The sequence below is a fragment of the Enterococcus ureilyticus genome, from assembly GCF_001730315.1.
Lineage (GTDB): Bacteria > Bacillota > Bacilli > Lactobacillales > Enterococcaceae > Enterococcus_L > Enterococcus_L ureilyticus.
The window spans coordinates 237076-249873 of sequence record NZ_MIKC01000012.1; the positions used below are offsets into that span (position 1 = coordinate 237076).

Sequence of the window (12798 nt, forward strand, 5' to 3'; positions counted from 1 at the left end):
GTGCAGATTTTCAGAATTGGCATGATTTTTCAAGGTACGGATTTTTTGTGTACTCGAAATCCCGTTGCTAGTTCTGAAAAGTGTAGAAGGAATCATTGAACTTCCTTCAGCTTTTCATAAACGAGGTGAGACGATGTCAAAAATTGAACTAAAAAATATAACATTCGGGTATGACACTCAAGGAACACTACTATTCGATCAAGCAAATTTAAACGTTGATACTCAGTGGAAATTAGGGTTGATTGGCAGAAACGGTCGAGGAAAAACAACCTTACTAAAAATTCTACAGGATCAATTGGTGTATAGTGGAAAAATTATTCATCAATTAGAATTTCTGTATTTTCCTCAACCAATTAAAGATAGTAAGCAATTGACTTACTATGTATTGCAAGAAATCAGTGAGTTTGAGCAATGGGAAATCGAACGTGAGTTAAATCTTCTCCAAGTAGATCCTGCAATCTTATGGCGTGAGTTTGAAAGCCTTTCTGGCGGTGAACAGACAAAAGTTTTATTAGCTTTATTGTTTATTGATGCTCATTACTTTCCCTTGATTGACGAACCAACGAATCATTTAGATATTGTTGGACGTAAACAAGTAGCGGAGTATCTGAAAAAGAAACGTCAAGGATTCATTGTGATCAGTCATGATCGTTCCTTTGTGGATGAAGTGGTAGATCATGTATTATCTATTGAGAAAAGCCAGATAGAGCTTTACCACGGAAATTTTTCAGTTTATGAAGAACAGAAAAAAATCAAAGATGATTTTGAGCTGGCGCAAAGTGAAAAATTAAAAAAAGAAGTCAGCCGCTTGAAAAAAACAGCTGCTGAAAAAGTAGAATGGTCGCGTTCTAAAGAACAAGATAAATATGGTAGAGCCTCTGAAAAGGGGAGTGGAGCAATTTATGATACTGGTGCAATCGGTGCACGTGCAGCTCGTACGATGAAACGTGCAAAAACAATCGAACATCGGATGGAAACAAAGCTGACGGCAAAAGAAAATCTACTTAAAGATATTGAATATATCGATTTATTAACGATGAATTATCAACCAGGACATCTCAAACGATTATTGACAGTTGAGAATTTACAGTTAAATTATCAAGAACAATCCTTGTTTCGAGCAATATCATTTGAGTTAAACCAAAGCCAAAGAATCGCTTTAGCTGGTCCAAATGGTTCAGGGAAATCATCGATCATTCGCTTTTTATTGAATCAATTTGATGGTGGTCGTCAAGGAACAGTGATTCGTCCAGAGCGATTAAAAATCAGTTATGTTCGTCAAAACTATGAAGACAATCGAGGAACGCTACTGGAATTTTCTGAAGAACAAAACCTCGATCATCAAGAATTTCTCAATAACTTGCATAAACTAGGAATGGAACGAGAAGTCTTTCAAAATCGAATTGAACAAATGAGTATGGGGCAACGGAAAAAAGTTGAACTCGCTAAATCATTGGCCCAGCCGGCTGAACTTTATATTTGGGATGAACCATTAAATTATTTGGATGTCTTTAATCAAGAACAATTAGAGCAATTGATTTTGTCGATAAAACCAAGCATGCTTTTAGTTGAACATGATCAAGTCTTCTTAAAAAAAATAGCCACCCAAATTATTACGCTGAATAAGTAAGGAAATACCTGTTGAAAGATGATGTTTATCATTATTTTGACAGGTTTTCCTATTCATTTCTTTTGACAAGTATGAGAATAAAGGCTACTCTTAAAAAAACATTCATTTGGTATGTTTTGAGAGGAGCAAAAATTTTGACAAAAAGATACGATACCGAAGCAACGGTACAAGATATTTTAGATGCAGCCACACGATTATTTATAGAAAAAGGGTACGAAAAAACAACGATCCAAGATATCGTCAATGCATTAGATGGTTTGTCTCGTGGAGCTATTTATCATCATTTTGGTTCAAAAGAAGAGATTATTGATGGCGTAGTCAAACGGTTAATCCCTTCTTCCAAATACCTTGATGAGATCAATCAACGCAAAGATCTTAATGGCTTAGAAAAGATGCAGCAGTTATTGTTAGAAACGTTGTTTAATAAAGACGTGGGTGCTTCCTTTGAAATGACCTATTCTTTATTTAATAACCCCAAATTTTTTATGCTGTACATCATGAATAGCAATGATCGTTTATCTCCTCAAATTGAGCAGTTTATCAATGAGGGGAATAAAGATGGCTCTTTGAATGTAAAATACTCAAAACAAGTAGCAGAAATCATTGTATTACTACTGGGAACTTGGTTTATCGTGGCACTATTTCCGAATACGATCGACACTTTTTGGGATAAGCTCTATGCTACAAGATATATATTGGACGGAATCAACGTTCATTTATTAAGTGATGAGATAATAGAACAAATAATCAGTGGCATCAAAGAGAAAGAGGTAGGAAATGGGCGGAATTAAAAAACGTTGGTTTAAACGTGTCTTGCGTAACCTAAAAATTGTCTGTCTAATTGTTTTAGGCTTTATTGTCGTGACAATGACTGGTGTCTATATTACTCATCAAATCAGTTTACGAAGTGAAGTGAATCAAATCAAAGATTATGGCGAAAAAATAGCAGTTTTTGATGGAACTATGAACGTTTTAGATGAAGGGAAAGGACCTGAAACGATTGTATTATTACCAGGATATGGAACGGCCAGTCCAGGAATGGATTTTAAGGCACTGATCAATGAATTAAAAAATAAATATCGTGTTGTGACAATTGAACCATTTGGCTATGGATTAAGCAGTCAGACAAAACGAGAACGAAGTGCTGCAAAGATCATCGAGGAAATTCAGACAGTTGTTGCAAAACTCAAGATTGACTCATTTATTTTGATGGGTCATTCAATTGCTGGAATTTATGGGCTCAATTATGTAAACCAATACCCAGAAAATGTGAAAGCTTTTGTGGGCATCGACACAAGTGTGCCAAATCAAGCTTGGCCTGGATTTAATGATACGTTGCCTAATTTTATTCAAAAGTCTGGCTTGATGAGAGTTCTGGTCAAGATTAATCCTGAAAGTTTTAAAGTTGAGGGGATGTCTGAAGAAACATTTGAGCAGTTACGTATGCTAAATATGAAAAACCTTAGTAATGAAACAGTTCGCAAAGAAGGCAAAGCATTGGACGACACCTTTAAAGATGCTAAAAAACTAACTTTTCCAAAGAACCTGCCACTACTTTTGTTTGTTGCAAAAGAAAATGATGCGTCTTTAGCAAATTGGCTTGGACTTCATGAAGAACAAGCAGCAAGTGTTTCAAAAGGAAAAGTAGTCGAACTTTCTGGTACACATTATCTACACCACAATCAAGCTGAAACAATGACTAAAAACTTGGAACAATTTATGAAAGAGTAGTTGAAAAACATGTGTTGTTGACTTCTAAAAAAAGTTGATGATTCGTGTTTTTTTTATCTGGAAAAGTGTTGAATTAACATTGACATCAAGGATTTCTAGTATTGTTATTCCATCCTTTCTTTGTCATAATGGTAGATAAGCTAAATAGAAGCAGGTTCTGGAGAAAGAGAAGGTGCGTTGGGTTATGAATTGTTGGGAAATATTGGGGTTGGAACCAACTTCAGATAAAAAAAAGATAAAGCGGGCCTATGCTGCAAAACTAAAAACAATAAATGTAGAAGATGAGGCGATTGCGTTTCAAAAGCTAAAAGAAGCCTTTGATTCGGCTATTTTTCTAGCAGGAACGATTATTGAAAGTGGTCGACCTATCGAAAAATCAACAACTATAGCCGCAATTGAAGCAGCAGATGAAGAGCCACCGAACGATATAGAACAAAAAGTCGAGCTAAAGACAAGTAAGTTAGAACATGAAAAGACACAACAGACTGTTCAAAATAATGAAGAAATAACATTCGAACAAGACTCGTTTGAGCGCAAGGAAAATAATCAAAGCATAACGAAACCAGAGACAATCACTCAAAGCCAAACGAACAACGTTGAACACTTTGATCATAAATTAGCAGCACTTTATGACGAAATGGCGTTCTTTTCTGAAGTAGAAAAATGGACGTTGCTATTTTCAGAAGATCTGGAGTGGTCAATTGATGAACATGGTGACATTTCAGATATAATGAAGGGATTTTTACTGGCAAATTATCGTGTATTATCCAAGCAAGTTATTGAGTATATTGGTGAATTTTTTGATTTTGATTCGTTGATCAAAGATTATAAATCTGGCGATTATTTTTGTTATACATGGGCAGCGATCAAGCAGGTTCCATCTTTTTCATTTGACATCTATCAGAATATTCAATTAGAACAGCGGATTGCCTATTTTACGGATCGATATGAACTTTTTCACCTTTTCGACAATGGTCTTCCAGATCAAGCTCTTTGGCAAGAGCGTTTGAATTCATGTCACGCTGTGACGACAAAAGATCAAGATGTCATCAATTTGCAAATTGCGCATCTTTTGATGAATGATTTTAGACTAGAACAGGAACATACGGTCAGCTCATTGAATGAATTATTGGCTGAAGTCCTTGCCTTGAATGAGACGAATACGAGTGTTTTTTTTAGAACCTATTATGAATGGGTCAAAAATGAAGGATCTGCCAACGCTGTCTTGATTTATGATAAAAGCGAAGTAACCATTCCAACGACAACGATTGATTTATTAACAGGCTATGTTTATTTTCGCTTAAAACGTCATTCTCGTGTAAAAGAATGCTGGGCAGAATTAGCCAAAAAAGACCCGGCATTATTTCAATCAAAAGAATTGGCTATGTTACAAGTGATAGAACCGCCCCAAGGTCCTCTCAAAAAAGAAAAGGGTGTGGGCAGAAATATATGGGCTGTTTGTTTGATCCTCTTGGCACTGTTTAAAATTGGTAATAGTTTGTTTCGACTTGAAGAACGGAATTCTTATACCACTCCTTCTGATATTCAATCCTTTGTCAGTGGAGAAAGTGAATCCAAAGCTAGCTATTTTACAGATGAAGTATCAGATTTAAAAGAAAGTGAGAATTTGTATGATCAATTTCTTTATTACTTTTTTATCAATCGAGAAGATACGGATCGTGATACGTTTGTAGAAGAACATTTAGTTGGAAAAGCCAAGGAACAAGCTAAGCAAATGGTAGTTTCAGAGTTACCCAAAATAACGATCGAATCCAAATATGATTTCTATTCTTCACCAGATAACGTTTCAGAATATGGCTTTGTCACAGCATTGAATTTACTAGATGAAGAGGAACCGTTCATCATTCTTCAAGAAACAAATGATGAAAAAATCGAAAATGTTTATGGAGAGGGTTGGGAATTATTACCACAAGATAAATTCGAGGAATTGTGGGCGGATATTCAAGTTCGGCCAATAATGTCGCAAAAGTTTTTTGTTGTTTATTATTTATTATCTGATGAACGTGATCAAAATTTAAAAGATCATTCAGAATATGTTACAGATAATGTCAAACAATTGTTGGAGAAAAATAGTAAAATGCCTAAAGCAGATGAGTTCGAAGGGGGGACTTGGCAGATCAGCCAAGATGATGAGGACAAACTATACACAATCATCAATGATGAAAAACACGACCATCGTTATATTCTCTCCTATGACACCTATGGACGCTTGGAACATATTTATGGAGAAAACTGGGAAAAATTAGATGCGAATAAAACCAAGCTGATTTACGATAAAGCCGAAGAAGAAGTGGGGGTTTACTGATAGAGCATTGAGGAAGAGATAATAAACTTTTTTAATTGAATATAGATTGAAAGAAAGTTATATCTGAACATCTCTTGATTTCAGAGTAACTTTTTTATTTCATTATTATGGTAAAAATTAAAAAATAATCAAAAAATGTGTATAATAAAGAGGTCATTCTTTGTATGGGAATCAGATTGAGTTGATAACTCTGATACCTTTCAAAAAATGAACCAAACTATCAAATGAAGAAAGAAGTGTGACGAGTGGAAAATATTCTTAGTTTATTAGGTGTACTAATTGTCATAGTTGGCTTTACTATGAAACTAGACTCAATTTTGATTGTAATGATTGCTTTAGTTGTTACCGCTTTGGTGGGCGGCATTGGTTTGGAAGGGATGCTAGATATTCTAGGTACAAGTTTTGTAAGTAACAGAGGAATGGCTATTTTTATTATTATTATGTTAGCAACAGGAACCTTAGAAAGAAACGGCTTAAAAGAATCAGCAGCTTCTTTGATCAGACGATTCAAAAAAGTTTCAGCTGGATTGATTATTGATATTTATGGCGTTTTTCGAATGATTTTTGCCGCTTTCAACGTTAGTTTTGGTGGAGTGGCAGGATTTGTTCGACCAATTATCTTACCAATGTCGCTGGGAGCAGTTGAATCTCAAAATTTAGAATTAAATAAAGAGTATGAAGAAGAGTTAAAAGGAATGGCCTCAGCAATGGAAAATATTTGCTGGTTCTTTGGTCAAGTATTATTTATCGGTGGTTCTGGAGGACTGTTGGTTCAATCAACTTTAAAAGAATTAGGGTATGAAGTCAGCTTAGTGCAACTCGCAGCTGTTGAAATTCCTGTAGCCTTAGTAGCATTAGTTACGGCAAGCATTTATTTCTATACCAAGGATCGTCGCTTGATGAAAAAATATTATGGTACTACCAAACAAAAAGGAGGGCTATCATGAATTATTTTATGAACTCAGATATTTTGCTTGGTGAGAAGTTATTAGAAGTTTTATATATTTTAATGGGCTTAATTTTGATATACACAGGCGTGAAGAATTTAGTAGATAAAAGTAATCCTCATCGTTATGGAACAGGTTATTTTTGGTGTGCTTTGGGGATCGTAATTGGTGGTGGACGTTTTATCCCATCTTTGATCAGCGGTATCCTAATTTTTTCAATGACGATTCCAGCTATTTTGAAAAAAGTTAGTAAGGGGCAAAGTAAACTACCTTCTAAAGAATATATGCAGCAAATGTCTGATAAGTTGGGAATGAAAATCTTTATTCCAGCTTTAAGTATTGGGGTTTTTGCCATTATATTTGCATTGTTTACAAAACTTGGCGCACTTGTTGGTGTGGGCGTGGGTGTTTTAGTAGCAATTATGATCCTGATGCTTTATTCTAAAAACAATAAACCTACTACATTTTTGGATGATGCAGCAGATATGCTTGGCACAGTTGGGCCATTAAGTATGTTACCGATGCTACTGGCATCACTCGGGGCGGTGTTTACTAGTGCTGGGGTAGGTACAGTGATTTCATCTGCGGTGGGTACGATTGTACCGCAAGGAAATGTCACTGTTGGGATTATCATCTACGCTTTTGGCATGATGTTGTTTACGATTATTATGGGAAACGCATTTGCTGCAATTACAGTGATGACGGTTGGCATCGGTGCACCATTTGTCTTAGCCTATGGAGCAAATCCAGCATTGATTGGTATGCTAGCTTTGACATGTGGCTATTGCGGCACATTATTGACACCAATGGCTGCAAACTTTAATATCGTACCAGTAGCAATGTTAGAAATGAAGGATAAATATGGTGTAATTAAAAATCAATGGTTTATCGCATTATTTATGTTTGTTTTTCAAGTTATTTATATGATCTTATTTAAATAATAAGTCAAACAACTCTTCACAGGCTAGCTTCTCGGAAAAAAGATAAAAATAGAATGTGACAAAAAAAGCGTCACTTTAGATTTTTCCTATTTTTCAGTCGAAGCAAAACGAGCCTGTTAAGCTTTTAAATTTTAGGAGGTTTTTATTATGAAAGTATTAGTAACGGGTTTTGATCCTTTTGGCGGGGATTCTGTCAATCCAGCGTATGAGGCGGTAAAAATGATTCCTGATGAAGTCGCAGGAGCAAAAATAATCAAATTAGAGATTCCCACGGTTTTTAAAGAGAGTGGAGAAGTATTGGAAGTTGCAATCAAAGAACATCAACCTGATATCGTTATTTGTGTTGGGCAAGCTGGCGGGCGCAGTGCTGTTTCCTTTGAACGAGTAGCCATCAATTTAGCTGAAGCAAGAATTCCTGACAATAAAGGAAATCAACCAATTGGAGCAAAACTTGAAGAGGATGGTCAAACTGCTTACTTTACGACTTTACCAATCAAAGCGATGATGAAGAATGTTCAAAATCACGGGTTGCCTGCCTACATTTCATATACAGCTGGTACTTTCGTTTGCAATGATATCATGTATCGTTTATTGTATATGATCGACAAAGAATTCCCAAAAATCAAAGGTGGTTTTATCCATGTGCCGTTTGAACCGACTCAAGTCATCGATCGACCGGTTGGAACACCTTCAATGCCAATTCAAACAATTGCCGATTCATTGCTCTATGCAATTGAAGCAGCAGTAATAACGAAAGAAGATATTGAAGAGAATACTGGAACAACACATTAGAGACATTGCTGATCAAACATGGAAGAACAAAACACTTGTTTTGTTCTTCCTTTTTCATTATGAAACGTAAGAATGTATAAATGATTATATTTCAATGATAATGATTCTCATTATCATTTTGTTGTGCTATACTAACGAAATAGGAAAGGAGTGATTCAATGAAAGAAATAAATCTGGCAACATTTTCACTTAAATATGATAAACAAGCAACAGAGCGTTGTTCGGTGAAGCTTGATGAGCACACCTACATTGAGGATAAACAGCTACCAAGTTATTTATTTGGTGAATCAACATTGTCGTTTTTTGATTTTTATCAAGCAGATTGCTCAGGTTTTGTAGAAAGCGATTATACGTTGTCTGAAAAATTTCAGCAAATTATCAGTAGATTTCCGCATACAAATCAACAAAAAATACTTTTGACTGATGACAATAGCTATAGCATTAAAAATATACCAGTTTATATCACGGTTACTGACTATATCTTAGCCAGTAGTTCTCCTGAAGCTTATCCAGAGTTCAAAGAAAAGCTAGAAACGATTCACTCGTTAAAACCTGTGAATGACGATGAACAAACATTTGTCAGCAGCTATAAAAGAAAACGGCTATTTCTAGATGGTACCTATGGGGCAAGAGAGTTACTTGAAAATAGTCAGGAAAAAAATGGCAAAGCTATTCAAAGTCAACTTGAATACGTGAATGAAATGTATTATTTTTCTCATTATAGTTATGCTGCAATGGTTCAATTTTTACCAGAATATGAGATAACAACTTATGATCAGTTTCATGAAGCTTATGGTAAATATATATATAGTGTTACAATAACTAAAAATGGTAAGACTGTCCCACTTTTATGGCCTGATTATTTGTACCACAAACCAGAAAATCATTTAGAATTTGGTCTTTTAGCGAATTCAAATCAACTAAGGTATCAACTGTTTGACAAGTGGGAAAAAGAGGAAGAAGTGAGCCTCGACATCCTAGCGGAGGGCTTTGAAGATGTTCATTTTAGGACTCGTTTAAAGCAACCCATGCGATTCTCGCCACACCTATCTAAATCTGACTATATACTTGGCGAGACGATTTCTCTATCGATCGACAATGGCTTGGTGAAAGAATTAGAACAGCAAACTGCTCGTTTTGAATTAGTCAAATCAAAGAAAATTTCTGAAAATGGCTATTCTTTAGACTTTGAGTTACTTGAAGAGGAACTTTTACTATCTGGTGCGCAGTTTGAAAAAGCGGGACGTTATCAGTTAAAAATTATTAGTGAAACATATGGACAGCTATTATTTTTATTCACATTAAAACAAGAAGGGTCAATACAAAAATGAAAAAGTTAAAAATTCAAGATTTTATTTCAGTTGGCATTTATACAGCAATTTATTTTTTAGTCGTAACAATTGCAATGGTTATTTTACGTTTTACGATTCCCGCATTTAATTCAGTGTTAATCCCAAGTGCCACTGCTCTTTTTGCTGGAATCGTGTATCTATTAGTGCTCCATCGAATTCCTCGTTTTGGGGCAATTACAATCATGGGTAGTGTAATGGGGCTGTTCTTCTTAGTTTCCGGTCACTTTCCGTTATCCTTTTTGCCCAATATAGTGTGTGCGGTAGCAGCTGATTGGATTCAATATCGTACAAAATTATCGGAAAAAATCCGAACGCTACTTAGTTATACGGTTTTTAGTTTTGGTTTAATGGGGCCAGTTTTACCCTTATGGTTCATGAAAAATGCATATGTTGATTCACTGGTAGCACGTGGTAAAGATACTGTTTATATCGATAAAGTTTTTGCGCCGATCACAACAACGACCTTTTATGTGTGTGTTGTCTCTGTAATTCTGTGTAGTATTGTAGGGCTATTGATTGGCCAAAAAATTTATGAAAAGCACTTTGATAAAACTAAAGGAAAAAATTATGGAAAAAACATACGTAACGTTTGATCCCAGAAGTAAATTATGTACGATTTTGTTTGCCAGTTTTTTGTTGATGTTCCCATTGCCTTTTAAAGCCGAGATCTTATTTGTGTCACTGTTATATAGCCTATTTATTTTAAATGGCAGCCTAAAAAAAGGAACAATTTTTTATAGTATTTTTTGGTTGCTCGTTTTAGGCGACTATTTACTTTTCCCCTATATCGACAACTCTTTTGCCGCTTTTTTTGACTTCTTGTTTGTTGGCAATCGACGGATGCTGCCCACCATTATGGCAGCCGCTTTTGCAATGAATCGAACAAGAATCAGTGAGTGGATCGCCGCTTTGAAGAAATGTCACATACCGTTTAGTTTAATTATTCCATTAACCGTGTTGTTCCGTTTTTTTCCCACTCTTTTTCAAGATTTTAAAAGTATTCGTAATGCTATGAAATATAGGGGGATTGCAGTTTCTACTGTGGATTTGTTTCTTCATCCATTTCAAACGATGGAGTATATCATTGTTCCAATTTTAATGTCTGCTGAAAATACTTCACTAGACTTATCCTCTGCCGCTTTAGTAAGAGGCTTAGCTAATCCGACGACTCATACAAGTATTTATGAGATTCGTTTGAAAATACAAGATTACGTTTTGATCGGCATTTTAGTGTTATCTGGAATTATTGGGAGGTTGATTGAATGATTGACTTGCATAATGTGGGGTTCGCTTATGAGGACCAAGCTAAGATCATCCAACAAGTGGATTTAGAGGTCAAAGCGGGTGAATTTATTGTATTATGTGGTAAAAGCGGTTGTGGTAAATCGACGTTATTAAGGATTTTAAACGGCTTGATACCTGAATTGTATGCTGGTGATCTAACGGGAACAGGAACTGTCTTAGAGCAAGATCTATTGACGAAAGAATTCAACGCATATGTTCGAGAAATCGGCGTGGTGTTCCAAAATCCTAAGACCCAATTTTTTACGAGTGATGTGTATTCTGAACTGGCTTTTGCTATGGAAAATTATGGTGTTCCTCAAAATGAAATGATTGCACGAATCAAGGAAATAACTCGTTTGTTTTCATTAGAGGAATTTTTAGAGCGAAGTATGTTTCATTTGTCTGGTGGAGAAAAACAATTGATCGCTTTTGCATCAGCTAGCATGTTGAAGCATCGGCTATTTTTATTGGATGAACCTTCAAGCAATTTAGATGAAGCAACAATTGATCGCTTGAAAACCTACTTACAAGTATTAAAAGAGCAAGGAATGACGATCATTGTTTCTGAACATCGGCTGTATTATTTAACCGAGCTTGCAGACCGATATTTAGTGATGGATAAAGGTGAAATCATCAAAAGTTATTCTAGACAAGAAATGGACAGAAAATCCCCAGCTGATATCCGGGCAATGGGATTAAGATCCCTTGAGCAGACGTATTTCACAAAGTGTAGGGTAGAAACAAAAGAGATTGGGGAAGTTGTGTTAACCTGCGAAGGTCTTGATTTTCATTACCGCAAGCAAGCTTCTGTGTTGAACATTCCTTCACTAAGATTGACAAGTGGTTCTATTACAGGAATTATTGGTCATAATGGAGCAGGAAAATCGACATTTTCTAAGATTTTATCAGGATTGGTCAAGGTAAAACAGGGAATGATCCAGTTGAATGGCTCTGTAATGTCAGCCAAAGAGTTGATCAAGGAAAGTTTTGTTGTGATGCAAGATGTCAATTTACAGTTGTTTTTTGAAACAGTAGAAAAAGAAATTCGTTTAAATGCCAAAAATATACATGACGTTGATAAAGTTGTGAAAATGCTTAACCTAGAATCTCTTTTGACGAGACATCCCCAAACACTATCGGGAGGTGAGAAGCAGCGTGTAGCAATTGCTAGTGCTGTTTTATCTGGTAAAAAGTTACTTATTTTTGATGAACCGACCAGTGGGTTGGATTTATTGCATATGGAAGAAGTCAGCAATACAATTCGTTGGCTGCTTCAGGCAAATATTTTAGTATTGGTAATCACCCATGATAAAGAATTTCTGAATCAAACCTGTCAACGAGTTCTTCATTTTGATCAAGGACAAATTATTGAAGACTACTTTATTGAAACACACTAAAAAGAAATGGAGGAATAACTATGTATATAGTCACAAATACGATCCAAACAGAAACAGCTCATTCTCAAAGAATTATTCAACAGTTTACAGCCGCTCATACAAAGGAAAGCATGGAGGCAGTCAATGGATTCTTAAATTTTCAATTAATGCACCGTACATTGCCTCATGATCCAGAAATAACCGAGCTTGTTGTTTTAAGCCGTTGGAGCTCAAAAGAGCATCAAAAAAATTGGGTACAAAGCCAGTCGTTTAAAAATATGCATCAAAGAAAGGAACCAAAACAGGATGTAGCTGAAGAAAAGAAACGTTCTGGGATTATTTCAAGTACGATCGCTGAATACGAAGTATTGACATAGTTTAATCAAGAAGAAGATTTCTGTCTAGCATAATAGATAGGA

General features: G+C 35.6%; 12 protein-coding genes. All 12 read left to right on the forward strand.

The window, feature by feature from the left end:
• Positions 1 to 133: 133 nt before the first annotated feature.
• The 12 genes from BCR24_RS07620 to BCR24_RS07675 all read left to right on the forward strand — a co-directional run bounded on the left by BCR24_RS07620 (position 134) and on the right by BCR24_RS07675 (position 12756).
• Positions 134 to 1630 carry an Lsa family ABC-F type ribosomal protection protein gene (locus BCR24_RS07620; protein WP_069639949.1) on the forward strand — a complete coding sequence of 499 codons (1497 nt, stop codon included), beginning with the start codon at positions 134 to 136 and terminating at the stop codon, positions 1628 to 1630.
• 134 nt (positions 1631 to 1764) lie between these two features.
• Entirely contained in the window at positions 1765 to 2421 is a 657-nt protein-coding gene (locus BCR24_RS07625) for a TetR/AcrR family transcriptional regulator (protein ID WP_069639950.1), read from the forward strand.
• A complete protein-coding gene (locus BCR24_RS07630) occupies positions 2408 to 3361 on the forward strand; it encodes an alpha/beta fold hydrolase (RefSeq protein ID WP_069639951.1) in 954 nt (317 codons plus the stop codon). The genes BCR24_RS07625 and BCR24_RS07630 overlap by 14 nt, the downstream gene beginning before the upstream one ends.
• Before the next feature lie 184 nt (positions 3362 to 3545).
• Positions 3546 to 5687, forward strand: coding sequence for a J domain-containing protein (locus BCR24_RS07635; protein ID WP_069640010.1), 2142 nt, complete (start codon positions 3546 to 3548; stop codon positions 5685 to 5687).
• 245 nt (positions 5688 to 5932) lie between these two features.
• Positions 5933 to 6634 carry a DUF969 domain-containing protein gene (locus BCR24_RS07640; protein ID WP_069639952.1) on the forward strand — a complete coding sequence of 234 codons (702 nt, stop codon included), beginning with the start codon at positions 5933 to 5935 and terminating at the stop codon, positions 6632 to 6634.
• Positions 6631 to 7575, forward strand: coding sequence for a DUF979 domain-containing protein (locus BCR24_RS07645; RefSeq protein ID WP_069639953.1), 945 nt, complete (start codon positions 6631 to 6633; stop codon positions 7573 to 7575). The genes BCR24_RS07640 and BCR24_RS07645 overlap by 4 nt, the downstream gene beginning before the upstream one ends.
• Before the next feature lie 147 nt (positions 7576 to 7722).
• Entirely contained in the window at positions 7723 to 8367 is a 645-nt protein-coding gene (gene pcp / locus BCR24_RS07650) for a pyroglutamyl-peptidase I (RefSeq protein ID WP_069639954.1), read from the forward strand.
• A 158-nt stretch (positions 8368 to 8525) separates the two neighbouring features.
• Complete coding sequence (locus tag BCR24_RS07655; RefSeq protein ID WP_069639955.1) at positions 8526 to 9698, forward strand: hypothetical protein; 1173 nt, start codon at positions 8526 to 8528, stop codon at positions 9696 to 9698.
• A complete protein-coding gene (locus BCR24_RS07660) occupies positions 9695 to 10312 on the forward strand; it encodes an MptD family putative ECF transporter S component (protein WP_069639956.1) in 618 nt (205 codons plus the stop codon). Before BCR24_RS07655 ends, BCR24_RS07660 begins: the two co-directional genes overlap by 4 nt.
• Positions 10287 to 10985: an energy-coupling factor transporter transmembrane component T gene (locus BCR24_RS07665; RefSeq protein ID WP_069639957.1), complete on the forward strand. Its 699-nt coding sequence runs from the start codon at positions 10287 to 10289 to the stop codon at positions 10983 to 10985. The genes BCR24_RS07660 and BCR24_RS07665 overlap by 26 nt, the downstream gene beginning before the upstream one ends.
• Positions 10982 to 12400: an ABC transporter ATP-binding protein gene (locus BCR24_RS07670; protein WP_069639958.1), complete on the forward strand. Its 1419-nt coding sequence runs from the start codon at positions 10982 to 10984 to the stop codon at positions 12398 to 12400. Before BCR24_RS07665 ends, BCR24_RS07670 begins: the two co-directional genes overlap by 4 nt.
• A gap of 20 nt (positions 12401 to 12420) precedes the next feature.
• On the forward strand, positions 12421 to 12756 hold the full coding sequence (locus BCR24_RS07675) for an antibiotic biosynthesis monooxygenase (protein WP_069639959.1): 336 nt from the start codon (positions 12421 to 12423) through the stop codon (positions 12754 to 12756).
• The last annotated feature ends 42 nt before the right edge of the window (positions 12757 to 12798 follow it).